This is a genomic window from Jeotgalibacillus sp. ET6, assembly GCF_029667115.1.
Classification (GTDB): domain Bacteria; phylum Bacillota; class Bacilli; order Bacillales; family Jeotgalibacillaceae; genus Jeotgalibacillus.
The window spans coordinates 19,073-45,100 of the sequence record NZ_JARUIU010000011.1; the positions used below are offsets into that span (position 1 = coordinate 19,073).

A 26,028-nucleotide genomic window follows, 5' to 3' on the forward strand; every position below is an offset into this window, starting at 1 on the left:
TGGCTGACTCAATGGTTTTGGGTCAGCCTCTTTTTATCAGGCGCAGCAGCAGGCTTGATTTTCAAATAATGAGGGAGGTTTAACGATGAATGTTTTGGTAATCGGCCGGGGAGGCAGGGAGCATGCGATTTGTAAAGCAATGGCAAAGGCGCCATCGGTTACGCAGGTTTTTTGTGCACCAGGCAATGCAGGAATCGCAGCGTGCGCTGAGCGGGTAAACATCGATGAAAATGATCAGGAATCACTAGTCCAATTTGCAAAAACAAATCAGGTGGAGTTAACGGTAGTGGGACCTGAACAGCCATTAGCAGAAGGAATTGTCGATCGATTTTTAGCAGAGGGGCTTTTTATTTTTGGCCCGAGCAAAGAGGCCTCACGAATTGAGGGAAGCAAATCTTACGCAAAAGAATTGATGCAGCGGTACAATGTGCCAACTGCAGCATATGAAACCTTTCAGGAGGCTGCTTCAGCAAAGAGCTATTTGCACACAAAAGGAGTGCCGATTGTCATAAAAGCAGATGGACTGGCAGCAGGTAAAGGTGTAGTGGTAGCCATGACGATGGAAGAAGCAGAAAAAGCAATCGACGACATGCTGGTAGATGAGCAGTTCGGCTCTTCCTCCCGTCAAATTGTCATTGAAGAATTTCTTGTGGGAGAAGAGTTTTCATTCATGGCTCTTGTTCATGAAGACATCATTATTCCTCTCGAACTGGCCCAGGATCACAAAAGAGCCTTTGATGGAGACAAAGGACCGAATACAGGAGGCATGGGGGCCTATTCACCTGTGTCTCATCTTCCTGAAGGAATTGCTGAGATTTCAATGGACACTGTACTCAAACCTGTTGTTCAAGCTATGGTGAAGGAAGGCAGACCTTTCACCGGAGTATTATATGCAGGACTGATCTTAACCCAAACCGGGCCAAAGGTAATTGAATTTAATGCACGTTTTGGAGACCCTGAAACACAGGTGGTATTGCCCAGATTAAAGACAGATCTTGCCTCCCTTTTGTTAAAGCTTTTAAAGCGCGAAAAAACGGAGTTGGAATGGGATGAGAATACCATCGCTGGAGTGGTTTTGGCAGCGGAAGGTTATCCGGGAGCATACACGAAAAAGATTCTGCTGAATCAATTTAAGAAAGAAGAGGAACTGCTTTTTCATGCAGGAACCGAGATGGATGGGGATGATTTATATTCTGCAGGAGGCAGAGTATTGCTGGCTGCAAGCAGTGGAGAAAATCTTGAGCAGGCAAGGAATCGAGTGTACTCCTACCTAAATAAGCAGCAATCGGAAAAACTATTTTACAGAAAAGATATTGGCCATCATGCCATGAAGAAAGAATAAAAGAACCTATTCAGGTTCTTTTATTCATTATAGAGAACAATTGGCAGAAAAAAAGGGATTCTTAGGAAAAACGAGAATAATGTAGCATATGAGGGAAATAGACTTATAAATGTAAGAATAAAAGAGAATATGGCTATTTAACATTATTATGAAAAATCGTATAATAACAGTATGAATTTCTTAATAAAGAACAAGTGATATTTATACTAGACTACGATCACCGCCATGTTTTTTCACATTTTTTTACCAACTTATGTTTACTTTTTACTTATTTAGGGAAATGGAATAAATGGGGTATAGAGAATATCTCTTTTTACATAATCTAAAACATTCTTTTTATGTCCTTTGTTGTCGGAAAAGTCAGAACACTTGGTTCTAAACTCCTATATGTCAACAGTTTAAATGGTGATAAGATAATATTAATTATAAATCACATTGGCCATGGAGGAATGAATATTGTTATTGCTTCAGCTTCGAGCAAGAACAGATAAGGGCAAACCAGTTGAAAAACTGGGACGCAAAGCTTACGGGTCTAAGGCATTTAGAAGGAGAGTGCTATGACGGCTGAGCCGCCTGAGGTACTGAAAAATAGTATTTTGGGAGGGGACGGAAAATGGGTCGTGCGGCAGAAGTGGATTTGGAATGGGTGGCTCTAATTAATGAAGCACTTACGGCGGGGATCTCTGAATGCGAGATTGAAGATTTTTTAAAGGGGAAAAATCTTCATCGTGAAAGGGAAAGAAGAAAAGTGGCAGCAGGATGAAAAAATGACCGGTGCATCTTGACTATGCACTGGTCATTTTTTGTTGATGCGCCACTTATTAAATTCAATAAACTCTTTAAACTGCTCTTTAGAAATTCCAGATTCCATTGCTGATTTAGCTAAATTAACCCAGTCGGTGTCGACGTCCTTTTGATTGTCATCAGGATCGAGTAAAGTATTAACCGTCACTCCTAGAACAGGAGCAATTTTTTCTAAAAACTGGATCGAAGGATTTTGCTGGAGATTTCTCTCAAGTGAGCTGACATAGGATTTAGCAACGCCAGCTTGTTCCGCTAATTCAGAGAGGGACATGTTTTTTTCTTTACGAAGTGCCTTTACGCGATCACCAATCATAACCATCACACACCTTGAAGTATTAAATTTCGACTTATTTCTCCATTTTATCATAAATTAAGATAATGGACACTATAACGCACGAATTTTTAAAAAGTTGTGATGATTGGTCATGGAGATAGGGAGATGCAGGGGGAATGATGGTTTAAAAGACCCACTATTTTCCTTACTCTCCAGCTCCCACCTCTGAATGGTGTAGATAGTTGCTGGTTTCATTGTCCCAATCCAAAGCATCGTCCATCCAGCCTTTCCGTTTGTCCCAAAGAGCAACCAGCGGACAGAACTGCATAAGACCTTCCGCTACTTTCATCGCACCTAGAACGGCAAGCAGCATGAACGATTTTTTCCAAGGTTTTTTTGCCATTCTGGCAGTGGCAATACTTAAAATTGAAAAACCTGCAATAGTTCGAATATAAGAATTTGTTCTTCCGATATTTGGTCTCATTCTCTTCACTCCTATGTCTTTTTTGTGAATCAGCAGCTCTTTAATGCGGTGACATGTAAAATATGATACGATTAAACCATTATTTTCATCCTGCACATATCTTTAGCAAGTGCAGATGCATCATAAGGGTATTATTGTTTACATGTCAGGAGGAATTGGTAAGATGGAGCAACGTTTTCCCTGGAAGATTGAGCATTTAAGAGAACATACCGCTGTTCTTGATGGCAGCCTTGCCCCAACGAAGCTTTTAATAAATGCCACCTATCTTAATTCTTCCTTGAAGATGTGGAAAAAAGGGCATATATGGATTTACTGCAATCGTATTGTCTATGTAGGGGATAAACTACCGGAAAATACGAAGAATACAGAAATCACAGACTTAACGGATAAATGGGTTGTACCCGGTTATATAGAACCCCATGTACATCCTTTTCAGCTATATAATCCCCAATCTTTTGCTGAATATGCATCTCAAAGCGGGACCACAACGTTTATTTCGGACAACTTGATGATGCTTTTATTAAATAATAAAAAGAAAGCGCTTCCTTTTATACAGCAGTTTAAGAAATCCTCTCTCTCTTTTTACTGGTGGGCGAGGCTTGATGCCCAGACAGAAATCAGCAATGAACAGGAGCTGTTTACAAATGGAGAAATCCGGCAGTGGCTGGCTGATCCCAGTGTTCTGCTTGCAGGAGAGCTGACAAGCTGGCCAAAACTGGCTGATGGAGACGATATGATTTTAAGCTGGATGCAGGAAGCAAGAATTCAATATAAGCGTGTTGAAGGGCATTTGCCTGGTGCATCTGAAAAAACCATAGCAAAAATGACGCTTTTAGGTGTGACAGGAGATCACGAGGCAATGACAGGTGATGAGGCCTGGACGCGCTTGGAGCAAGGGCTGGCAGTAACATTGCGTCACTCCTCCATACGGCCCGATCTGCCAAAACTTATTCAAGAATTAAAAGAAAAAGGCCTTCAATCCTTTGATTCGCTGATGATGACAACCGATGGATCTACACCTTCTTTTTATCGTGATGGAGTTATGGACCGGTTAATCCAAATTGCGCTTGACTCAGGGGTGGATCCGATTGAGGCATACCATATGGCCACTTATTCGATTGCGAAATATTACCGCCTGGAATTTATGCAGGGGATGATCGCAACCGGAAGACAGGCTACCTTGAATGTATTGAGTTCCGCCGATTGTCCAACTCCGGAATCAGTTCTATCAAAGGGACAATGGGTAAAAAAAGAAGGGGAGAGAACGCCCTTTATTGAACAGCCTGACTGGTCATTGATTCCTCCATTAGAGCTTGAGTGGGAATTGACGGATGAAGATCTGCAGTTTTCAATGCCATTTGGAATTGAAATGGTGAATAACGTAATTACAAAACCATATTCTATAAATAGTGATACCTCTGTGGATGAATTGCACCGGGAAAGTGACGAAAGCTTTTTAATGCTGATCGACCGGAATGGGAAATGGAAAATCTGCACGGTGATTAAGGGGTTTGTTCAGAACCTTGGTGCTATTGGATCTTCATTTTCAAATACAGGAGATTTACTTTTTATTGGAAAATCAAAAAAAGACATTCAAACCGCTTTTTCACGCATTCAGAACCTTCAGGGAGGAATTGTGCTTGTGGATAAGGGGGAAGTACTTCATGAAATTCCTCTTACAATCGGCGGCATCATGTCAAGAGAACCCATGGAGATAGTAATGAATGCGGAGGAAACATTAAGAGAAATTGTAAGAGAAAGAGGGTACAGTCACGGGGATCCGGTCTATACGCTGCTATTTTTATCATCAACTCATTTACCTTATGTCCGGATTACTCAAAAAGGACTCTATGATGTTAAAAAGAAAACGGTACTCTTTCCAACGATAATGCGTTAAAATGAGAAAGTAAGAGAAACGAATTATGGGGTGTATACAGTATGAAGCGCGTTTTACTGGTAGCGATCTCAAGTTTGATGGTAGCCTGCAGCGGTAATCATGAAGCAGAAAATCAGCTTAATAACCAGGAAAATCAATCCACTGCAATACAGCAGCCGGATAAAACAGAAAAAGTTCATGCACCTGCTGCTTCCCCGGTGTCCCCTTTATCCGGAGAACAATTAAATGAGGTAAGTAATCAAAGAGCCATTTCCGTTATTTTAAATAATCATCCTAAAGCCCGTCCCCAAAGCGGCTTATCAGAAGCAGATATAATTTATGAAGTTCTGGCTGAAGGTGGAATTACACGCCTTCTCGCCATTTATCAGAGTCAGTATCCTGAGCGTGTCGGCCCGATCAGAAGTGCACGGGATTATCATATAGCGCTTGCAGGAGCCTATAACAGCTTTTTTGTGGCTCACGGCTATAGTCCGGATGCTTTTAACTTGCTTGAACAAGGTGTAATTGAACATATGAATGGGATCCAGTATGATGGAGAATTGTTTATTCGTTCATCAGACCGTGCAGCCCCTCATAATTCTTACAGCGGTTCCGGGTACTTTGAACAGGGAGCCCAAAGAAGAGGAGTTTCGCTTGAAGGAGCACCTGCAGCAATGGTATTTTCATCTGAAAGTGACCTTGTTCCGGACAAAGCTGTTCCTGAATTTTCTGTGACATATGATGGAAATGAAATGTATACGAGCAGTTATTTTTATCACTCTGATGGTTCCTATACAAGAAAGAGTGCCGGTGAAATCACGCTCGATGAAGAATCTGGTGAGCCTGTATCGATTGCCAATGTTTTAATAGCAGAAGCCCAACATCGCATCGTTGATGATCAGGGCCGTTTGGATATAGACCTCTCAACTGGAGGCAATGCACATCTTTTTACCAAAGGCGAGTATTTTAAAATGGAGTGGAAGGAAGAAGATGGAAGAGTGGTTCCTTATTATAAGGGAGAACCTGCCCCGTTGACACCGGGACTCAGCTGGATTCACATCATTCCTGAAGAAAAGGGATTTGAAGAACTCGTTACCATAAATGATTAATCATAAAAGGAGTCGTTCCGACATTATGCAAATAGATAAACTCAGAGGGAAAGAATTGGACCAGCTTTTTAACGCCGTTCTTTCACTAAAAGACCTGGATGAATGCTACCGATTTTTCGACGATCTATGTACAATAAACGAAATTCAATCATTGGCTCAGCGGCTGGAAGTTGCCCGCATGCTCCGTGAAGGTAAGACGTATCATAAGATTGAAACAGAAACCGGCGCAAGCACAGCGACGATTTCCCGCGTAAAAAGATGCCTGAACTATGGCAACGATACGTATTCACTTGTTTTAGGGCGCATCCACTCAAGTGAAGAAGCAGAGGATAATAAGTAACAGATTCAATCACAAGGACAGACCCCTTTAGTATCAGTACAAATGTATACTGAACAGGCGCAGTCATGGACAAAGATTTGGAGATAATCGAAATAAGTAAGAGGCAGTATATAGCAGTATTGAATGGAGCGTAAAGTGCAGGATCCCTGCAGGAAATGACGGCAAGCTGAGACTTTTCAGGACCTTGGTCAAAAAAGCGCTCAAGCCACTGTCTTTGCTGATAGCGTCTGCATGAAGCGGTGTGAACCGATTAAAGGCCTGAGACAATTTTGTCTCAGTCTTTTTTTTTTTTGCGCTGATGTTTAAAATACCGAATTATTTGACCACTTGCCCACGCTTTAAGCTTCCCTCATAGGATGCTATAATGATACGGATAAGTTTGAAAAGGAACGCAGTGAAATGGAGGATCCAATATGTATGACGTCCAGGAATGGAAACATGTATTTAAACTTGATCCGAATAAGGAGCTTTCAGATGATGCTTTAGAAAAAATCTGTGAGTCTGGCACCGATGCGGTCATAATAGGAGGCACAGATGGTGTGACACTTGAAAATGTACTGGACTTGATGGCGAGGGTTCGCCGATACACTGTTCCGTGCGTGCTTGAAGTGTCTACTCTGGATTCGGTCACACCTGGATTTGATTTGTATTTTATTCCTACAGTACTAAATGCCAGCGATCCAAAATGGATTACGGGACTTCACCATGATGCAGTCAAAGAACATGGGGATCTCATGAACTGGGAAGAAATCATGGCCGAGGGCTATTGCATCGTGAATCCGGATTGCAAAGCGGCAAGCCTGACCCAAGCAGACACAGCGCTGACCCAAGAAGATATCGTGGCATACGCACGAATGGCAGAGCGGCTTTTTCAACTGCCGGTTTTTTATTTGGAGTACAGCGGCATATATGGAGATCCGGCGATTGTAAAAGCTGTAGGACAGGAACTTTCAAAAACGGTATTCTTTTATGGAGGCGGCATTACGTCAAAAGAAAGAGCAGCAGAAATGGCGGAACGGGCTGATGTAATCGTCGTAGGCAATCTGGTGTACGATAACCTGAAAGAGGCTTTAAAAACAGTCCTGTAAATATTCAGCTTGATACTATATAATAAGAACAAATGTTCGAGGTGGTGAGGGAATGCAATTTTTAACTGATCGATTACTTAACGGAATGAATCCTGAACAGGCGAAAGCGATAAAAGCAACAGAAGGCCCTCTTTTAATAATGGCCGGAGCCGGGTCAGGAAAAACGAGAGTCCTGACCCACAGGATCGCCTATTTAATGATAGAAAAAGGAGTCGCACCCTATAATATTTTAGCGATTACCTTTACGAATAAAGCTGCAAGAGAAATGAAAAACCGTGTGGGCGAGATTCTAGGCGGTGCATCAGAGGATGTTTGGATTTCCACTTTTCACTCGATGTGCGTAAGAATTTTAAGGAGAGACATCGACCGCATTGGATTTAATCGGAATTTTACCATTCTGGATTCTACCGATCAGCAATCTGTGATTAAACGGATCCTGAAGGATAAGAATCTGGACCCAAAGCAATTTGATCCGAGAGCCATTCTCTCTGTTATTTCCTCCGCTAAAAATGAGCTGACCACCCCTGAGCAGTTTGCGAAACAGGCTGGAAGCTATTTTGACCAGACGATCAGTGACATTTTCACTGAATATCAGAGCAGGCTGCGGAAAAACTCTGCGCTTGATTTTGATGATCTGATTATGCAAACCATTCACTTATTCGAACGAATCCCGGAAGTGCTTGAATTTTATCAGCGCAAATTTCAATTTATCCACGTAGATGAGTATCAGGATACAAACCGTGCGCAGTATATGCTGGTAAAGCAGCTTGCCTCACGATTTAAAAACTTATGCGTAGTAGGGGATTCCGACCAGTCGATTTACCGCTGGCGTGGAGCAGATATCACGAACATCATGTCCTTTGAGAAAGACTATCCCAATGCGACGGTGATTATGCTAGAACAAAATTATCGTTCAACTAAAAAAATTCTGGATGCGGCCAATCAGGTTATTCAAAACAATCCTAACCGCAAGCCGAAAAATTTATGGACCGAAAATTCAGACGGTCAGAAAATTTCCTACTATCGGGCGGACAGCGAACAGGCAGAAGCTCAATTTGTGGCAGGTAAAATTAATGAACTTGTCATGTCAGGAAAAAGAAAAAGATCTGATTTCGCCATCCTGTACCGGACAAATGCTCAGTCACGGGTAATGGAGGAAGTTTTGATGAAATCCAACATCGAATACACGATTGTTGGAGGAACAAAATTCTATGACAGAAAAGAAATTAAAGATATCCTTGCCTACCTGCGATTAGTAGCGAACCCGGCTGATGATATCAGTTTAACGAGAATTATCAATGTACCAAAGCGCGGGGTGGGTTCAACTTCAGTAGACCGAATTGCGAATTATGCCAGGGATCATGATATGTCGATGTATGATGCGCTTGGATTGGGAGATTTTATTGACATCAGTCCTAAAATCACCAAGACAGTCATTGCATTCCGTGATTTTCTATCAAATTATACTCAGATGCAGGAGTATTTATCAGTCACTGAATTAGTTGAAGACATCATCGACAAATCCGGCTACAGGGACGCTTTAAAAGCGGAAAAAACAATTGAAGCGCAAAGCAGGCTCGAAAACATTGATGAGTTTCTATCGGTTACCAAGGCATTTGAACAGGCGAACGACGACAAAAGCCTGGTTGCTTTTTTAACGGATCTTGCGTTAGTCGCGGATATTGATCAGCTTGACAAGGAAGAGTCATCATCTGAGCTTGTCACACTGATGACTCTTCACTCAGCAAAAGGGCTGGAGTTCCCGGTTGTGTTTCTGCTTGGACTGGAAGAAGGCGTGTTTCCTCACAGCCGTTCTTTGATGGAGGAAGCGGAAATGGAAGAGGAACGAAGACTGGCCTATGTAGGAATAACCAGAGCAGAAGAAGAGCTGTTTATTTCAAATGCACAGATGAGAACCCTTTTTGGGCGAACCAATATGAATCCGGTGTCTCGTTTTATTGCAGAAATTCCAAGTGAGCTGATTGAAGAGCCGATGAAAAAAGAATCCGCGTCTAATCCATTTGGCAGCACAAGAAGCGGGGGAACCTTTGGTCAAAAGAGACCGGCACCGAGAAAACCAGTCAGCCGTCCTGCTCCTAAAGATACAGGCGGAAGCGGTATTGGCTGGAGTGTTGGAGATAAAGCCTCCCACGGCAAATGGGGCGTAGGAACTGTCGTCAGCGTTAAAGGCGAAGGCGATTCAATGGAACTCGATATTGCATTTCCGAGTCCTACCGGCATTAAACGTCTTTTAGCAAAATTTGCTCCTGTTAATAAAGTAACGGAATGAGAGGAAGACGATAAATGGATTACGCAACTGCAGAGTCGCGAGTAAAAGAACTTCAGGATTTACTGCGGCAATATAACTATGAATATCATGTGCTGGACAAGCCGTCTGTTCCCGATGTTGAATATGACAAACTTCTTCATGAATTGAAAAAGCTTGAGGAAGACTACCCTGACCTGCAAACACCGGACTCTCCTACACAGAGAGTCGGCGGGTCCATTTTGGAGCAGTTTTCAAAAGTCAATCATAAAAATCCGATGCTGAGTCTGGGGAACGCCTTTAATGAGCAGGATTTGCGTGACTTTGATAAACGTGTCCGAAAAGCGGTAGGCGATAATATCTCCTACATTTGTGAACTGAAAATTGATGGACTTGCCGTATCGCTGCGCTACGAAAACGGACTTTTTGTTCAGGGAGCTACGCGGGGTGACGGATCGGTGGGAGAAGACATTACCGTCAATTTAAAAACGATCCGCTCCATTCCGCTGCGTTTAAAAGAGCCTTTCAGTATTGAAGTAAGAGGGGAGGCTTTTATGCCCCGTTCCTCTTTTATTGCGTTGAATGAAGAAAAAGAAAAAAACAATGAGCTTCCATTTGCCAATCCAAGAAATGCTGCAGCAGGTTCTCTCAGACAGCTGGATCCGAGAATCGCCTCATCAAGAAATCTGGATTTATTTTTATACGGCATAGGGGATCCTGGAGAAACGGGCCTGGAAGCACAAAGTGAAGGGTTGGACCTTTTAGGGGAGCTTGGTTTCAAGACGAATAAGGAACGCCGAAAATGCTCTTCCATTGAAGAAGTGCTTGATTATATAAACGAATGGACAGAAAAGCGTGCGGATCTGCAGTACGATATTGATGGAATTGTTATTAAAGTGGATTCACTTTCTCAGCAGGAAGAGCTTGGCACAACCGTAAAAAGTCCACGCTGGGCCATCGCGTTTAAATTTCCTGCAGAAGAAGTAGTGACCGTCATAAATGATATTGAGCTCAGTATCGGCCGTACAGGAGTCGTGACACCTACTGCACTTCTGGAGCCGGTTCTGGTGGCAGGAACCACGGTAGGGCGTGCTTCTCTTCATAATGAAGACTTAATACGGGAAAAAGACATCCGCATTGGAGATCATGTGGTGGTCAAAAAAGCAGGGGACATTATTCCTGAGGTCGTCAGTGTCATTACAGAACGCCGCACAGGTGACGAAAAAGAATTTGCGATGCCAACCCATTGCCCTGCATGTGACAGTGAGCTTGAACGGCTGGAAGGGGAAGTGGCGCTGCGATGTCTTAATCCGAAGTGTCCTGCGCAAATTCAAGAGGGGCTCATTCATTTCGTATCCAGAAATGCAATGAACATTGACGGTCTCGGAGAAAAGGTCGTAGCCCAATTGTATCGGGAAGAATTAATTGAGGATGTAGCAGATCTTTACCGCTTAACAATGGAGAACGTGATCGCTCTTGAGCGCATGGCAGAAAAGTCGGCAGCCAATCTTCTGAAAGCGATAGAGGCATCTAAAGAAAATTCCCTGGAAAAGCTGCTGTTTGGACTTGGCATCCGTCATGTTGGAGCTAAAGCAGCTAAAACCATCGCCCAGCATTTTGAGACGATGGACGCACTCATGACAGCTTCTGAAGAAGATTTACTTAATATTGACGAAATAGGTGACAAAATGGCTTCAAGCATCGTCACTTATTTTAACCAGGAAGAAGTAAAGGAACTGATTCGTGAGCTTGAAGAAGCAGGAGTGAATCTGACCTACAAAGGACCTAAGCTTCACAGGAGTGAAAACGTTGATTCTGCTTTTTCAGGAAAAGTTGTTGTGCTGACTGGGAAATTAGTACAATTGACACGAAATGAAGCGAAAGAGAAAATAGAGGTACTTGGCGGTAAAGTAACAGGCAGCGTCAGCAAAAAAACGGATCTGCTTGTTGCAGGAGAAGAAGCTGGTTCAAAACTGTCCAAGGCTCAGGAACTGGGGATCACGGTATGGGATGAAAACAGGCTCCTGGAAGAAATAAACGGACAAGAGGTGTAAGGCTACTATGAAAAAATGGTCAGCAGCTGCATTTGGAGCTGTGTTAGTACTTGGCGGATGTGTGCCTGATTTTCAGCAGGAAGATGAAGTCGTTCAAGAAAATTTGCCTGAAGAAGCAGAAAGTCAGACGGTTATCATTCCGAATTTCCAAATTTCAGATGACTACTATCGGACGCTTCTGCCATTTGAACCATCACCCTCAAGAGGAATGGTTGTGAACAATGTTGCATCAAACTTTGATGTTGCAGAACTTGAAAGCGGCTTAATGAGAATTGCCCAGCAGAATTTTGATCCGGCTGATTACTTTTTTCAGCCTGGTCAGTTTCTTGACAGCGGAACGATTACAAGCTGGCTTTCACGTGAATACAATGAACAACAGCTTGGAGAAAATGACATGGCTCCTGAAGACAATGTCGGCTTGAATCCAATTGACTCAGGCGAAGGAAACAGGGAGCAGCGTGCAAAAAACAGCCCTATTTATCTGGCACATATTCAGGAGCATAATTATTTTGCTAAATCCCGTGAAGACGAAAGCAAGGTTCAGCTTGGCGGAGTCGTAGTTGGTTTGGCATTAAATTCTGTTTATTATTACCAGGATGATAATAATCCATATGGCCCGACCTATGAAGAACCCATTCCTCAGGACAAAATTGAGGAAGAGGGCCGGAGGATGGCGCAGGAAGTTGTTCAGCGAATGAGGGCAATGGCTGCTGAAGATCCTGAAAAAGCTGACCTCGCTGACGTTCCGATCACAGTGGCTTTGTTTAAACAGGAGCCAAGAAATGCTGTCATACCAGGTAATTTTATTGGTTATTCATCAGCTGCAGGCGGATCGGATGAACTCGGAGACTGGAAGGCTATGAATGAAAACTATGTCTTGTTTCCTTCAGCTGAAGCAAATGAAAACTTCAGAGATGATGAAACAGCGTTCTTAAATTTCAAACAGGATATCGAAACCTATTTTCCAAATTTTAATAGTGTAATAGGGACGGGACGCTATCAAGGCGACCAGCTGACAAATTTAAAAATCGATATCCCTATTCAGTTTTACGGAAAAGCAGAAATTGTCGGCTTTACCCAATTTATAGCAGGAAGATTAATTGATCAGTTTCCTTCTTATTTTGCCATAGAGGTAAGCATTACATCGGTAAACGGTCCAGAAGCCCTGATTCTAAAAGAGCCGGAAGAAACGGAGCCGTTTGTTCATTTGTATGAGCACTAAATGTAAGGAAAACATAAATCAATATAAAAAGAAGAATGTCCTTACGAAAAATTTATTCGTAAAGACATTCTTCTTTTGTATGAACTGGTTTATTACAAGAGAAACTGCCAGAGTCATAGATATGTCACGTATGTTTATCTATGAAAGCGGCTGGACATTCCAGATCTCTTTGGCATATTCACTGACCGTTCGATCACTCGAGAAAAAGCCGGACTGAGCAATATTATGAATGCTTATGTTAAGCCATCTTTTTCGATCGGTGTATGCAGCTGCGACCTGGTCCTGTGCATCTGCATAAGCGGAAAAATCCTTCAGCAAAAAGTATTGATCATTTTCCATTAATAAAGAATCAGACAGTGTTTCAAAATCGTAATAAGAATCACGGAAAAATCCGGAGGTTAATTGATCTACGACCTGCTTGATTCTTCGGTCATTATGATAGTAGTCATGAGAATGATAGCCTCCATGCTTTTCAAAGTGCATAATTTCTTCAGCTTTTAATCCAAAGATAAATATATTCTCAGGACCTGTCAGCTCGCCTATTTCCACATTCGCTCCATCCAGCGTCCCGAGTGTCACAGCCCCGTTCATCATAAATTTCATGTTCCCTGTACCGGACGCTTCTTTACTTGCCGTTGAAATCTGCTCACTAACGTTAGTGGCTGGAATGATTTTCTCCGCAAGTGACACACGATAGTTGTCTAAGAATACCACGCGAAGTGTATCCTTTGAAACAGGATCATAATTTACAATGTTAGCAACTGAATGAATAAGCTTAATAACTTTTTTAGCATAATCATATCCCGGAGCTGCTTTTGCGCCGAAGATAAATGTCCGTGGATGCGGCCTGAAGGATGAATCCTCTTTCATGCGATTGTACAAGTGCATAATATGGAGCACGTTAAGAAGCTGCCTTTTATATGCATGAAGCCGTTTGATTTGCACATCAAAAATAGAGTGCTCATCTACAGGAAGAAAATCCTTTTCAAAGATCAGCTTCGCCAATTCTCTTTTTTTCTTCTGTTTCATTTCATCGATTTCAAGCTGAAATGAAGAATCGTCTGCAAATTTTTCAAGCTCTGCTAATCGCTGCGGCTCAGAAATCCATGCTGTTCCTATGGCTTTTGAAATGGATGAGGTTAGCTCTGGATTCGCCTGCAGGAGCCAGCGTCTATGTGTAATGCCGTTCGTTTTATTAGAAAAACGATCCGGATAAAATTCGTGGAAATTTTTCATCTCACGTTTTTTAAGTATTTCAGTATGGAGCTTTGCTACACCATTAATACTGTGACTGCCGACGATGGATAGGTGTGCCATTTTAACAAAGCCGTGTGCAATAATGGCCATTTCCTCAATGCGGTCCCAGTCACCGGGATATTCCCTCCAAAGCTCTTTGCAAAAGCGCTCGTTAATCTCTTCAACTATCATAAAAATACGAGGGAAGAGCGGCTTGAAAAGTTCAATTGACCATTTTTCCATCGCCTCTGAGAGAATTGTGTGATTTGTATACGAAATAGTATTCGTAACAATCGTCCAGGCCTGATCCCATTTCATTCCTTCTTCATCAATGAAGATTCTCATCAGCTCAGGAATCGCAAGTGCAGGGTGCGTATCATTAATATGAATGGCCACATGCTCATGAAAATCGAATAAATCACTGTGATTTTCCTTGTAGTCATTTATGATGCTTTTCAGACTTGAGCGAACGAGAAAGTATTGCTGCTTCAGGCGAAGGATTTTTCCGTCATTTGACATATCATTAGGATAAAGAAATTCCGAAATTTGTTCGGTGTCTCTTTTATACTGCATAAAATCTTTATGAGGCGGATAATGCTTTGCGGGTTCAGCTCCCCACAAACGAAGCGTGTTCACCCGGGTTGTGTCATAGCCGAGAACCGGCATATCAAACGGAACCGCGAGTACAGTTTCAGCATGCTCATGAACAAAGACCAGCTTTCCATCTTTTTCAATCCATTGAACATCACCCCAAAAAGGGACCTCAATGGCAAGGTCAGGCTTTCGGACTTCCCAGACATTGCCATTTCGAAGCCACTGCTCCGGCAATTCAACCTGATAGCCATCAATTATTTTTTGTTCGAATAACCCGTGCTTATAACGGATTCCATGTCCATGGCCGGAGAGTTTCAGCGAAGCCATCGAATCAAGAAAACAGGCAGCCAGACGGCCAAGCCCGCCATTTCCCAATCCTGCATCCACCTCAGCTTCTTCCAGTTCACTTAATTCAATACCTAATTCGCGCAGCCCTTTTTCTACAATGTCTTTCACACCAAGATTAATCAGTGAACTGACCAAAAGTCTTCCAAGTAAAAACTCAATTGATAAGTAATACACTTCCTTTTGGCCGCTCTTGCGAATATCTTCATTGGAAACAATCCAGTTGGTACTGACAAATTCACGCACCATCATGCCAAGGGCCTGATATTGGTGCTGTTTTGTGGAATTAGCGAATGATACCCCGGCTGTTTGTTCCAGCCTTTGGGAAAAAGAAGCTTTAAACTCATCTTTGCTATGGAACATGAATTAATGCCTCCTCTTGAGCTTTGAATAAAGCTCGTGGTACTGAGCAGCAGATTTTGCCCAGCTGTAATCTCCTGACATGGCATTTTCTCTTAAAGCTGGCCATGCCTGTTCATGCCGGTAAAAAGAGAGGGCACGAAGGATTGTGTGTTTCATATCGTGTGCATTGTAATGAGCAAATGTAAAGCCGTTTCCGCTTAAATCCGTCTCGTCAAGAGAATGGACCGTATCATTGAGTCCTCCAGTCTCCCGGGCGATGGGAACGGTACCGTATTGAAAGGAAATCAATTGACTCAATCCACATGGTTCGAAAAGTGAAGGCATTAAAAAGAAATCGGCACCAGCATAAATTTGATGGGCAATGGCTTCGCTAAATCCAATATAAACCCCCGCCTGTTCAGGGTAGGTGCCCGCAAGGTAATTAAAATAATCTTCATATTCATATTCACCGCTGCCAAGAACAATCAGCTGGACTTTTTCTTCCTCAAGCAGTTCATGCATGATCCGCTGAACTAAAGACAGACCTTTTTGTTCCGTCAGGCGGGTAACCATGGCGATTACGGGAATGTCTTTATCCTCAGGCAGATTAAACTGCCGCTGAAGAGCGAGTTTATTTTCATCTTTCATTTCGATGGAATTCAGTGTGTAATTCGTTTCAATCAGCGGGTCACTTTCCGGATTGTAGCTCTCAGTGTCAATTCCATTTAGAATCCCGTGCAGTTTAAACGACTGCTCGCGCAAAATGCCATCCAGCTGTTCTCCAAAAAAAGGAGTCAAAATTTCATCCCGGTAGGTGGGGCTTACCGTAGTCAGAGCATTTGAACTTAAAATCGCGCCTTTCATAAAATTGACTGAGCCATTGTACTCAAGATCTCCTGAGTAATAATGATAATCGTCCAAATTCAGGCAGTCCCCTAATATTTCAGGTGTAAACCAGCCCTGGAATTGAAGATTATGAATGGTAAATACCGTTCTCATATCCCGGTAATAAGGATCGTTCCGGTATTTTCGATCAAGTAAGAAAGGGACCATTCCTGTATGCCAATCATGACAGTGAATCAAATCCGGTTTAAATGGAATGACGGGAAGCGCCTCAAGTACAGCCTGGCAGAAAAAAGAAAATCGCTCGCCGTCATCTCCGTGACCGTATAGCGTATCCCTGTAAAAATAATATTCATTATCAATGAGGTAGTAGGTCACATCATTATGTACAAGCGTTTCAATTCCGCAATATTGGCTTCTCCACGCCATAGGGATGGAGATAGATGTGATTTTCTTTGCTTTTTGACGGAGCTCTTCTGCAATCATCGAATACTTCGGCATCATTACTCGTACATCTGATCCCATTTTTTTCAGCTCTTTAGGAAGAGCCCCGGCTACATCGCCGAGGCCCCCAGACTTTACAAATGGAGCACATTCGGATACTGCGAATAATATCTTCACATGCTCACCGCCATTTCACGAACTGTTCCTTTACGCAGAACAAGCGGTTTTTCAGGAGAACCTTTTAAGGTTACACCGTCTAAGACCCTGACATCTTTGTCAAGAATCACATACTCAAGCGTACAACCTTCTCCAATTTGACTTTTTTGCATCACAACACAATTCGTAACATGTGAGTTTCTGCCAATTTTAACCGCTCTTGATATAATGCTGCTGTTCACTCTGCCTTCAATGACTGCACCATTTGCAATCATGGAATTCGTGACAGTAGAGGCTGAAGAATAACGGGTAGGTGGCTCATCTTTTACCTTTGTAAACACAGGACGGTCAGCAGGGAAGAGCTGATTCCAGACAGTAGGGTCAAGCAGCTTCATTGAATGGTGAAAATACGCCTCGATTGAATTCATAATAGCAGCATACCCTGTGTGGGTGTATGTGCCGATATTAAAGTTGTGAAGCGGCTGGTTGACCACATCTGATACAGAAATAAACTGCGAGTTTTTCCGGTTCTCAATAAGCTCAATCAACAATGATTTTTTAACAATATACATATCGAGGGAATGTGTATGATTCACCAGTTCAGTAATATCATGATCATGAATCAGGTGCTCAGCCAGTGCTTCCTCAATATCGATATTGGTGATGACATAGCTGTTTGCGATAAAGACATAGTCCTGGTGACTGCGTTTAAAAAAGTCTAAGTGCTGATCCAGGCGTGCAAAGGAGCCCACAGTACTGTTTTCATTTGGTTCAAAAAATGGCGGGAGAAAGAATAATCCATCTTTTTTTCGATCCAGGTCCCAATTTTTACCCGATCCGATATGATCCATTAACGATCGATATTGATGTTTTGGGAATATAGCTACGCTCTCGACTCCTGAATTCACCATATTGGACAAAATAAAATCGATAAACCGATATCTTCCCGCAAATGGAATTGAGGCAACGGAACGGTTCAGGGAAAGATCCTGGAGTCCTCCAACCACATTGGTAGCATCAATCACTCCTAATAAACGGCTCATGCAGTCACGTCCTTTCTTAGTTTCTCAATCAATTCATCCGTTACAAGAATGATGTCTGAAGAATTGTCTTCAGGCTCAATCGTAATTCCATCCGGCACGTGAATTCCTTCCGGAACAATTGCTCTTCTGACCACTGAATTGCTGCCAATAACCGCATCCGGCATGATCACAGCTTCATCGATCAGTGAACCTTCTCCGGTTTTCACTCCCTGAAAAATAACGGAGTGCTGTACTTTTCCTTCGATGAAACAGCCCTCATTGACCAGAGATTCTTTGACCTCTGCATGGTGTGAGATATATTGAGGCGGCTGATTCGGGTTACGTGAATAAATTCTCCAAGAGTGATCAAATAGATTCAAGCCGGGATTTTCTTTAAGAAGATCCATATTGGCTTCCCAAAGACTTTTTACTGTACCAACATCTTTCCAGTAGCCGTCAAAAGGATAAGCCATCAGGCGCTTGTCTTCGTTTAAGAAAAGCGGAATAAGATCTTTCCCGAAGTCATGGCTGGACTCTTCGTTAACATTATCAACCTCTAGGAACTCTTTTAATGCCTTCCAGTTGAAAATATAAATTCCCATGGACGCCAGGTTGCTTTTCGGTTCAGCCGGCTTTTCATCAAATTCAAGGATTTCATAGTCTTTGTTTGTATTCATAATGCCAAAACGGCTGGCTTCATCCCATGGAACTTCAACTACTGAAATGGTGGCTTCAGCTTCGTTTTGGATGTGATAGTCAAGCATTTTTGAGTAATCCATTTTATAAATATGATCACCTGACAGCACAAGAACATATTCAGGATTGTACTGCTCAATGTATTTCATATTGTGGTAAATGGCATTCGCTGTTCCGCTGTACCATTTAACTTCCGATGCTTCTGTATAAGGAGGGAGGACGGTAACACCGCCATTTCGACGGTCAAGATCCCATGCACTTCCAATGCCGATATAGGAATTCAGCACAAGCGGCTGGTACTGCGTCAGAACGCCTACTGTGTCGATCCCTGAATTTGTGCAATTACTTAAGGTGAAATCAATAATTCTGTATTTTCCTCCGAATGGAACAGCCGGTTTTGCAATGCTCGTTGTAAGTGATTGAAGACGGCTTCCTTGTCCTCCTGCTAATAACATGGCAACACATTTTTTCTTTACCATCATGTCACACCCCTTATTTAATAATTATAATCTGCCCGATTATTTGGATGGCTTCCAAACCGTCATTCCAAAAGGCGGGATCGAAATGGTAATCGCCTGATCGCGGTTATGGATCGAAACGTTTTCAGTTTCTGTTTTTGTTTGATGTGGCTGTCCCGAACCGCCATATTCAGCCAGATCACTATTGAAAACCTCACTCCACTTTCCTTTCATTGGAACTCCGACTTTAAATGCCTCGTAAGTGACATTCGTAAAATTGCATGCAATCACGAGCGTGTCACTTTTTCTTTTTCCTTTACGGATAAATGTGTAAATGCTTTGCTCTGCGTTATCTGCATCGATCCATTCAAAGCCGGAAGGATCGTGGTCAAGCTGATACAGGGCTTTTTGTCCGAGGTAAAAGGACAGCAGCTCTTTTGTAAAAACATCTGTTTTTGCATGTGATTCGTAGTCCTTTAAAAACCAGTCAAGACCTTGAACAAACTTCCATTCATCATATTGACCAAACTCAGCTCCCATAAACAGGAGCTTTTTTCCAGGGTGAACCATCATAAAAGATAAAAGCAATCTGAGCTGGGCAAACTTTTCCCAATAGTCTCCCGGCATCTTATGCAATAGAGAACGCTTACCATGCACAACTTCATCATGTGAAAGAGGCAAAATAAAATTTTCCGAATAAGAATACACAAGTGAAAAGGTCATTTTATGATGATGATGCCTGCGCTCAAATGGTGGACGTTCCATATAATCCAGCACATCATTCATCCAGCCCATATTCCATTTATAATTGAATCCAAGGCCGCCTTCATGAACAGGGGAGGTAACGTTTGACCAGTCAGTAGAATCTTCTGCCATCATAAGAAATTGAGGATGTTCTTTAAATACGGCTGTATTTAACTCCTGAAGAAACTCAATTGTATAGGGATTTACGGCTGAAGGTTCGCTGTTGGCCCAATAGAGCATATTTGCAACCGCATCAACCCGGAGTCCGTCAATTTTAAATGTTTCAATCCAGTATAAGGCATTGGATATAAGAAAGCTTCTGACCTCTCCCTTTGCCAAATTAAAATTGGCGGTACCCCACTCGATGTTTTCACGATCTGCAAACGTGTCGTATTCGTAGGTTGGCTCTCCATCAAACATATAAAGCCCTTGTTCATCCTTGCAAAAATGGCCGGGCACCCAATCAAGTAGAACGCCTATATCCTCCTGATGACAGTGATCGATAAAGTACATCAGGTCGTGTGGGGTTCCAAATCGGGCTGTTGGAGAGAAATAGCCTATGCCCTGATATCCCCAGGAAGCATCAAGGGGATGCTCGGTCAGCGGAAGAATTTCAATGTGCGTAAAGCCTCTTTCCTTAATATAAGGAATGAGCTCATCCACCAGCTCACGATACGTATAATAGGAGCCATCTTCCTTTTGTTTCCAGGAATTTAAATGCAGTTCATAAATGGCAAGAGGTCTTTCGTAAACAGGGCGTCTTCTGCGCACGCGCTGCCGATAAAGCTTGTCATTCCAGACGTACCCTTTTGTGTCATACACAACAGATGCCGTATTTGGGCGAAGCTCTGAATAAAACGCATAGGGGTCCGCTTTAAGCACCACATCCCCATTTGATGTCTGAATGGAGTACTTATATACTTCGCCCTCAAGATCCTGTTCAATTCCTGTACTCCAGATTCCTTCATTGTTTAATTTTTCAAGAGGATGAGAATCAGGGTTCCAGTTATTAAAGTTTCCTACTACCGATACAGAAACAGCATGAGGCGCCCAGACAGTGAAACGGGTGAGCAAAGTAGCAGATCTTCTTTTTATTAAATGTGCCCCAAAAAGTTTATGGGCTTGGTACAGGGTGCCTTCGTGAAACAAATGAACATCGTATTCGCTTGGTGCAGCAATCATTAGAGGCCCTCATCCTTTCTTAGGAGTGTATAAAATAGCTATTCTACATGAAGAGAGTAAAACCCTTGAAAAGAAAAGCATTTTTAGTAAAAAAAGATTTAATGGACGTGGTTTTAGAACTTTTTATACTATTCTCCCTTTAAATCTGGATAAATGAGAAAAAAGCTGCTTAAAACCACAATGGTGATTCTGTATTTGCAAGACCTTCTGCAAGGGAGAGTCTACAAAAAACCAATTACAGCATTTCAAATATTTAGCAGCTATTAGAAAATAGTTTTATCTTTCTGTACCCCTATTTTCTCCAGGTTAATCACAAGATAAAAAAATCCGAAAAGGGAATATTCTCCTTTTCGGATTTTTCTAATCATCTTTATTTATTATCTGAACGAAAGCAAGCCCGGACAGATTGAAGTATACGTGCGCTTATTTATTTGATTCAATTTCATGTACTTTTTCAAACTCATCATAGCCTTCTCGTACAGGCTTGCGTGAATTTCCAGTTGTCAAACTCACTACAATGATAGCCAGCATACTCAAGAAGAATCCTGGAACCATTTCGTATAAGAAACCGCTCAAATCAAATACATATACCCACAGAATAACTGTAATGGCCCCTGTCAGCATTCCTGCAAGAGCGCCCCAGCGGTTCATTCTCTTCCAATAAAGGCTCAGCAGAATGGCAGGTCCAAATGCAGAACCAAATCCTGCCCATGCATTACTTACTAAATCAAGAATCGTACTGTCTGAATCGAGTGACAGGAATACCGCCACAATCGCAACGAGAAGTACAGCAATACGACCAACCAATACGAGTTCCTTATCGGAAGCTCCACGCTTTAGAAACGTGTTATAAAAATCTTCTGTCAGCGCACTTGATGTTACAAGAAGCTGAGAAGAGATGGTGCTCATAATTGCAGCTAAAATAGCAGCAAGCAGGAACCCTGAGATAATTGGGTGAAATAAGACTTGTGAGAAGAAGACAAATATTGTCTCCGGATCCGCTAATTCCTGTCCGGTTGTTGTAATGTAGGCAAGACCGGTAAGACCTGTAAAAAGTGCTCCAATGATGGCTACAACCATCCAGGTCATTCCGATTCTGCGGGCAGCGGTTAGAGATTTAACATCCCGGATCGCCATAAAGCGGACAATAATATGAGGCTGTCCGAAATAACCAAGTCCCCATGCTAACAGCCCAATCATTCCTAGAACAGTAGTTCCTTCAAAAAATGATGTAAGTGTAGGATCTACAGCTTCAAGCGTATCAAAAGTAGGGCCTATTCCGCCAAGCTCCATAAAGGCAACCACTGGCACAAGAATAAGTGCAAGAAACATAATACAGCCCTGAACAAAGTCTGTGATACTAACTGCAAGGAATCCTCCAAACAATGTGTAAGCAAGAACCACGCCAGCAGTAATAATTAAACCGGTTAAATAATCCATTCCAAATGCGCTTTGGAAAAGAACACCTCCGGCTACCATGCCCGAAGACGTATACACGGTAAAGAAAATGATGATGACAATAGCAGAAACAAATCTTAGAATTTTCGTGTTATCCACAAATCGATTTTCAAAATAATCCGGAATTGTAATCGAATCGTTTGCCACCTCCGTATAGGTTCGAAGGCGAGGTGCAACAAGAATGTAATTTAAATACGCACCAATTGATAAACCAACCGCAATCCACATGCCCGAAAGTCCGGAAACATAGATCGAGCCTGGTAAACCAAGCAGCATCCATCCACTCATGTCAGATGCTCCGGCAGATAGCGCCGTGACTGCAGGGCCGACTTTTCTTCCCCCAAGCATATACTCTGATAAATCCCCAGTTGATTTTTTATAGGCATATAATCCAATGCCCAGCATTCCGATAAAGTAAAGCGCTAGTGAGACGTAAACTTCCCATCCAATCGTAACGGCTTCCACAATATCTCCCCTTTCATAGGTTTATTTTTGTCTATACACGTTCTAGACACTTACAGTTGAATAACCTAACAAACAAATAACCTTTATTCAAGCAGGCTAAACTAGGTAAAGGATGGTAATTTAGACTTACTTCCTTATGGTATCAAGGGTTAACGCGGTTTTTTTGTAAAATTAAAATAAAACTATTCTAACAATTCTAACAATACTTTCGAACGATTTTTGGTAAATCATGTAATTAACTAAAACCTGCAATAAAGCAGACTATTTTAAGATTTTTCAAAAAATAATCAAAAATGCTCCTATACCTATTGTCACAAATAAACCGTTTTTTATGCATCCATTTCAGCAAATATAGAAGCAGGGTCAAAAGTTGCATCACCTGTCACGTTTAATGCGGCTGTTTGACGTGAATAGTAGCATAATATGAGTTAGAATAAATGGTATAAAATGAACCAAGTCAAAGCGGGGTGGCAACATGAGCAAGCAGCAAAAAAGCGTTGATGACTATATTCAGGATGGCATTTACGGAGCAAAAGAAACCTTGCCCGATGAACGCAGGAAATATCTTGGTACAATCAGGGAACGAATCGAATTTGTTCTGTATCAAAATCAGGTAAGAGAAGAAACTGTTTATCCGGAAATAAAAGAAGCTGCAAAGAAGCACACCAATCTTAAAATGTTCATAAATGGGAACATGAACTACCGTTTTTATTCAAAATACATTCAGCTGGCAGATGAGCACAAGCTGTCATATACGGTTGTCTCAAATAAAGAGCATAACGCTGAATATGGACTCGTCCTGGCGCACCATGATGCAGTAGAAAAAGCTGAAATCGAACTGCCAAAAAGAAAAAAAGAAAAAAAGAAGAAAGAAAAGCCATCTTTCTTTAAACGATTATTTGGGTAAGTGCTTCTAACAAGAACAAAGTCATATAAAGAAATAGCCTACCCCGTCAGTATGGAACTCCTTCCTGGAAGAAGCTTTTTACTACCGTATTTTAGGAATAGGTTCATTGAAGCGGAAGGCGGGGACTCCCGCCACACGAAAAGCTTTGGGATGAATGAGCGAAGGATGGGAGCTCTTTTAGTAATGGCAGAAGTAAATTTTAAGCATTGAGGACCCAATGCGTTAGCATGCAGGGCAGTCTACAGAAGGTTGTGACATATTTGTCACGGCCTTTTTTGATGTTTTCTAGATATGATTCGATGTCCTGTTAAATGACAAAATTTCTTCTATTTAAATAGTAGCCCATAAGAGATTGGGCAAATAATTTGGTTAAAAAGAGTTAATAAATAGATCAGGCATTATATGGGTTGAATTTTTTCACCAAGCAGTTTGCCTTCTAAAGAGGCTTTTTGGTATGATAAACAGTATTGTGAGTGTTCGAACAATCGCGGAGGTGACTGACACAATGACAAAAATAACAACAGATGAAGTGAAGCACGTAGCCCACTTGGCGCGTCTAGCTATTACAGAACAGGAAGCAGAACAATTTGCTGAGCAGCTGGGATCCATTATTACATTTGCTGAGCAACTGAATGAACTGGATACAGATCACGTAGAGCCTACGACACATGTTCTTGAGATGAAAAATATCATGCGTGAGGACAAGTCAACAGGCGGTCTTCCCCGTGAAGAAGTATTGAAAAACGCACCGGATCATCAGGATGGCCAAGTAAAAGTGCCGACGATTCTGGAATAGGGAGGGGAAACAGATGTCATTATTTGATCATAAACTGGCAGATATTCAAGGCCAGCTGAATAAAAAAGAAATTACCGTTACTGATCTTGTGCGTGAATCATACAAGAGAATTGCTGAGGTGGACGACAAAGTTCAGGCTTTTGTCACGCTGGATGAAGAGCGTGCACTTCTTCAGGCTGAAGAGCTTCAGTCCAAGCTTTCCTCAGATTCCAAAGGCATGCTGTTTGGAATGCCGATTGGCGTAAAAGACAATATTGTCACAAAAGGTCTCCGGACGACAGCGGCCAGTAAAATTCTTGGCAACTTTGATCCGATTTATAATGCTACAGTGGTAGATAAACTGCAGGCAGCTGATGCGATCACCATTGGGAAATTAAATATGGATGAGTTTGCTATGGGATCTTCAACTGAAAATTCACACTGGGCAAAAACAAAAAATCCCTGGAATCTGGAAACCGTTCCCGGCGGTTCTTCTGGAGGATCTGCTGCAGCCGTGGCAGCTGGCGAGGTTCCATTTTCTCTAGGGTCTGATACAGGCGGTTCCATCCGGCAGCCGGCATCTTTTTGCGGCGTTGTTGGTCTTAAGCCTACATATGGACGTGTTTCCCGTTTTGGATTAATCGCATTCGCTTCTTCCCTGGATCAGATTGGCCCGATCACGCGTAATGTCGAGGACAATGCCTATTTATTAGAAGCAATTGCCGGACTGGATCCGAATGATTCCACGTCTGCCAATGTCAACGTGCCGAATTACCGTGCTGCGTTAACGGGCGATATTAAAGGCTTGAAAGTGGCAGTCCCGAAGGAGTACCTGGGTGAAGGCGTTAGTGAAGAAGTAAGAGCATCTGTCCGAAAGGCGCTTGACGTTCTTGAAGGACTTGGCGCTGAGGTGGATGAAGTATCCCTTCCTCACTCCAAGTATGGTGTAGCAACGTATTACCTGCTTTCTTCTTCTGAAGCATCTGCGAATTTGGCCCGTTTTGACGGGATTCGTTACGGGTATCGTGCTGAAAATGCGGAAAACCTCATTGATTTATATAAGAAAACGCGTTCTGAAGGGTTTGGCGATGAAGTGAAACGCCGGATTATGCTTGGAACGTATGCGTTAAGCTCCGGTTATTACGATGCGTACTATAAAAAAGCACAGAAAGTCCGGACGTTAATCAAGCAGGACTTTGATCAGATCTTTGAGAAATATGATGTAGTGGTTGGTCCGACAACGCCTACACCATCCTTTAAGATTGGTGAAAAAATAGATGATCCTCTGACCATGTATGCCAACGATATTCTGACAATCCCCGTGAATCTTGCGGGCGTTCCCGGAATTTCAGTTCCTGCAGGGTTTTCATCGCAGGGTCTTCCTCTCGGCCTTCAAATCATCGGGAAGCATTTTGATGAGAGCACTGTTTACAGGGTAGCTCATGCCTATGAGCAAGCAACAGATCATCATAAACAAAAACCGGGACTGTAGGAGGGAGAAC

Annotated in this window: 20 protein-coding genes and 1 riboswitch; of the genes, 12 read left to right on the forward strand and 8 right to left on the reverse strand. The window is 42.4% G+C overall.

All coding sequences use genetic code 11. The features are described 5' to 3' along the window. Positions 1 to 85 precede the first annotated feature (85 nt). Together purD and sinI are read left to right on the forward strand one after the other, a co-directional pair. Positions 86 to 1,342, forward strand: a complete 1,257-nt coding sequence (gene purD / locus P6709_RS17855; protein ID WP_278242283.1) for a phosphoribosylamine--glycine ligase — start codon at positions 86 to 88, stop codon at positions 1,340 to 1,342. A gap of 482 nt (positions 1,343 to 1,824) precedes the next feature. Then, a riboswitch (cyclic di-GMP riboswitch) is annotated at positions 1,825 to 1,919 on the forward strand. A gap of 36 nt (positions 1,920 to 1,955) precedes the next feature. Beyond that, positions 1,956 to 2,105 (forward strand): DNA-binding anti-repressor SinI, encoded by a 150-nt coding sequence (gene sinI, locus P6709_RS17860; RefSeq protein ID WP_278242284.1) that lies wholly within the window; start codon positions 1,956 to 1,958, stop codon positions 2,103 to 2,105. A 33-nt stretch (positions 2,106 to 2,138) separates the two neighbouring features. Here the strand turns inward: sinI and P6709_RS17865 are convergent, their stop codons facing one another. Beyond that, entirely contained in the window at positions 2,139 to 2,459 is a 321-nt protein-coding gene (locus P6709_RS17865; protein ID WP_278242285.1) for a helix-turn-helix domain-containing protein, read from the reverse strand. Positions 2,460 to 2,625: 166 nt separating this feature from the next. After that, entirely contained in the window at positions 2,626 to 2,904 is a 279-nt protein-coding gene (locus tag P6709_RS17870; protein ID WP_278242286.1) for a YgaP family membrane protein, read from the reverse strand. 163 nt (positions 2,905 to 3,067) lie between these two features. Between P6709_RS17870 and P6709_RS17875 the strand changes: the two genes are divergently transcribed. The 7 genes from P6709_RS17875 to P6709_RS17905 all read left to right on the forward strand — a co-directional run bounded on the left by P6709_RS17875 (position 3,068) and on the right by P6709_RS17905 (position 12,859). Then, a complete protein-coding gene (locus tag P6709_RS17875) occupies positions 3,068 to 4,801 on the forward strand; it encodes an adenine deaminase C-terminal domain-containing protein (RefSeq protein ID WP_278242287.1) in 1,734 nt (577 codons plus the stop codon). A gap of 41 nt (positions 4,802 to 4,842) precedes the next feature. After that, positions 4,843 to 5,889, forward strand: a complete 1,047-nt coding sequence (locus P6709_RS17880; protein WP_278242288.1) for a DUF3048 domain-containing protein — start codon at positions 4,843 to 4,845, stop codon at positions 5,887 to 5,889. Positions 5,890 to 5,914: 25 nt separating this feature from the next. After that, positions 5,915 to 6,229: a YerC/YecD family TrpR-related protein gene (locus P6709_RS17885; RefSeq protein ID WP_278242289.1), complete on the forward strand. Its 315-nt coding sequence runs from the start codon at positions 5,915 to 5,917 to the stop codon at positions 6,227 to 6,229. A 413-nt stretch (positions 6,230 to 6,642) separates the two neighbouring features. After that, entirely contained in the window at positions 6,643 to 7,317 is a 675-nt protein-coding gene (locus tag P6709_RS17890; RefSeq protein WP_278242290.1) for a heptaprenylglyceryl phosphate synthase, read from the forward strand. Between the two features lie 52 nt (positions 7,318 to 7,369). Next, on the forward strand, positions 7,370 to 9,607 hold the full coding sequence (pcrA, locus tag P6709_RS17895; protein ID WP_278242291.1) for a DNA helicase PcrA: 2,238 nt from the start codon (positions 7,370 to 7,372) through the stop codon (positions 9,605 to 9,607). Between the two features lie 14 nt (positions 9,608 to 9,621). Next, a complete protein-coding gene (ligA, locus tag P6709_RS17900; RefSeq protein ID WP_278242292.1) occupies positions 9,622 to 11,637 on the forward strand; it encodes an NAD-dependent DNA ligase LigA in 2,016 nt (671 codons plus the stop codon). Between the two features lie 7 nt (positions 11,638 to 11,644). Beyond that, positions 11,645 to 12,859 (forward strand): CamS family sex pheromone protein, encoded by a 1,215-nt coding sequence (locus tag P6709_RS17905; protein ID WP_278242293.1) that lies wholly within the window; start codon positions 11,645 to 11,647, stop codon positions 12,857 to 12,859. 138 nt (positions 12,860 to 12,997) lie between these two features. On the opposite strand, the gene P6709_RS17910 is transcribed toward P6709_RS17905, so the two are convergent. The 6 genes from P6709_RS17910 to putP form a co-directional block, all read right to left on the reverse strand. Beyond that, complete coding sequence (locus P6709_RS17910; RefSeq protein ID WP_278242294.1) at positions 12,998 to 15,397, reverse strand: glycogen/starch/alpha-glucan phosphorylase; 2,400 nt, start codon at positions 15,395 to 15,397, stop codon at positions 12,998 to 13,000. A 3-nt stretch (positions 15,398 to 15,400) separates the two neighbouring features. Further along, positions 15,401 to 16,840 carry a glycogen synthase GlgA gene (gene glgA / locus P6709_RS17915; RefSeq protein WP_278242295.1) on the reverse strand — a complete coding sequence of 480 codons (1,440 nt, stop codon included), beginning with the start codon at positions 16,838 to 16,840 and terminating at the stop codon, positions 15,401 to 15,403. After that, complete coding sequence (locus tag P6709_RS17920; protein ID WP_278242296.1) at positions 16,837 to 17,862, reverse strand: sugar phosphate nucleotidyltransferase; 1,026 nt, start codon at positions 17,860 to 17,862, stop codon at positions 16,837 to 16,839. Before P6709_RS17920 ends, glgA begins: the two co-directional genes overlap by 4 nt. Continuing rightward, a complete protein-coding gene (locus P6709_RS17925; RefSeq protein ID WP_278242297.1) occupies positions 17,859 to 19,016 on the reverse strand; it encodes a glucose-1-phosphate adenylyltransferase in 1,158 nt (385 codons plus the stop codon). Before P6709_RS17925 ends, P6709_RS17920 begins: the two co-directional genes overlap by 4 nt. 39 nt (positions 19,017 to 19,055) lie before the next feature. Then, positions 19,056 to 20,921, reverse strand: coding sequence for a 1,4-alpha-glucan branching protein GlgB (gene glgB / locus P6709_RS17930; protein ID WP_278242298.1), 1,866 nt, complete (start codon positions 20,919 to 20,921; stop codon positions 19,056 to 19,058). Between the two features lie 423 nt (positions 20,922 to 21,344). Beyond that, on the reverse strand, positions 21,345 to 22,829 hold the full coding sequence (gene putP, locus P6709_RS17935) for a sodium/proline symporter PutP (RefSeq protein WP_278242338.1): 1,485 nt from the start codon (positions 22,827 to 22,829) through the stop codon (positions 21,345 to 21,347). 490 nt (positions 22,830 to 23,319) lie between these two features. Here putP and P6709_RS17940 point away from each other — a divergent pair, with 490 nt between their 5' ends. From P6709_RS17940 to gatA, 3 genes are all read left to right on the forward strand, one after another. Continuing rightward, positions 23,320 to 23,751 carry a YueI family protein gene (locus P6709_RS17940; protein ID WP_278242299.1) on the forward strand — a complete coding sequence of 144 codons (432 nt, stop codon included), beginning with the start codon at positions 23,320 to 23,322 and terminating at the stop codon, positions 23,749 to 23,751. Positions 23,752 to 24,256: 505 nt separating this feature from the next. Beyond that, a complete protein-coding gene (gene gatC / locus P6709_RS17945; protein WP_278242300.1) occupies positions 24,257 to 24,547 on the forward strand; it encodes an Asp-tRNA(Asn)/Glu-tRNA(Gln) amidotransferase subunit GatC in 291 nt (96 codons plus the stop codon). 13 nt (positions 24,548 to 24,560) lie between these two features. Continuing rightward, positions 24,561 to 26,018, forward strand: a complete 1,458-nt coding sequence (gene gatA, locus P6709_RS17950) for an Asp-tRNA(Asn)/Glu-tRNA(Gln) amidotransferase subunit GatA (RefSeq protein WP_278242301.1) — start codon at positions 24,561 to 24,563, stop codon at positions 26,016 to 26,018. Positions 26,019 to 26,028 lie beyond the last annotated feature (10 nt).

Coding starts and splice junctions, on each gene's coding strand:
- P6709_RS17875 (WP_278242287.1), top strand. CDS start 3,068: ATGGAGCAACGTTTTCCCTGGAAGATTGAGCATTTAAGAGAACATACC.
- P6709_RS17880 (WP_278242288.1), top strand. CDS start 4,843: ATGAAGCGCGTTTTACTGGTAGCGATCTCAAGTTTGATGGTAGCCTGC.
- gatC (WP_278242300.1), top strand. CDS start 24,257: ATGACAAAAATAACAACAGATGAAGTGAAGCACGTAGCCCACTTGGCG.
- P6709_RS17925 (WP_278242297.1), bottom strand. CDS start 19,016: ATGGTAAAGAAAAAATGTGTTGCCATGTTATTAGCAGGAGGACAAGGA.
- sinI (WP_278242284.1), top strand. CDS start 1,956: ATGGGTCGTGCGGCAGAAGTGGATTTGGAATGGGTGGCTCTAATTAAT.
- P6709_RS17905 (WP_278242293.1), top strand. CDS start 11,645: ATGAAAAAATGGTCAGCAGCTGCATTTGGAGCTGTGTTAGTACTTGGC.
- P6709_RS17870 (WP_278242286.1), bottom strand. CDS start 2,904: ATGAGACCAAATATCGGAAGAACAAATTCTTATATTCGAACTATTGCA.
- purD (WP_278242283.1), top strand. CDS start 86: ATGAATGTTTTGGTAATCGGCCGGGGAGGCAGGGAGCATGCGATTTGT.
- gatA (WP_278242301.1), top strand. CDS start 24,561: ATGTCATTATTTGATCATAAACTGGCAGATATTCAAGGCCAGCTGAAT.
- P6709_RS17920 (WP_278242296.1), bottom strand. CDS start 17,862: ATGAGCCGTTTATTAGGAGTGATTGATGCTACCAATGTGGTTGGAGGA.
- P6709_RS17890 (WP_278242290.1), top strand. CDS start 6,643: ATGTATGACGTCCAGGAATGGAAACATGTATTTAAACTTGATCCGAAT.
- pcrA (WP_278242291.1), top strand. CDS start 7,370: ATGCAATTTTTAACTGATCGATTACTTAACGGAATGAATCCTGAACAG.
- glgB (WP_278242298.1), bottom strand. CDS start 20,921: ATGATTGCTGCACCAAGCGAATACGATGTTCATTTGTTTCACGAAGGC.
- ligA (WP_278242292.1), top strand. CDS start 9,622: ATGGATTACGCAACTGCAGAGTCGCGAGTAAAAGAACTTCAGGATTTA.
- P6709_RS17910 (WP_278242294.1), bottom strand. CDS start 15,397: ATGTTCCATAGCAAAGATGAGTTTAAAGCTTCTTTTTCCCAAAGGCTG.
- P6709_RS17865 (WP_278242285.1), bottom strand. CDS start 2,459: ATGATTGGTGATCGCGTAAAGGCACTTCGTAAAGAAAAAAACATGTCC.
- P6709_RS17885 (WP_278242289.1), top strand. CDS start 5,915: ATGCAAATAGATAAACTCAGAGGGAAAGAATTGGACCAGCTTTTTAAC.
- P6709_RS17940 (WP_278242299.1), top strand. CDS start 23,320: ATGAGCAAGCAGCAAAAAAGCGTTGATGACTATATTCAGGATGGCATT.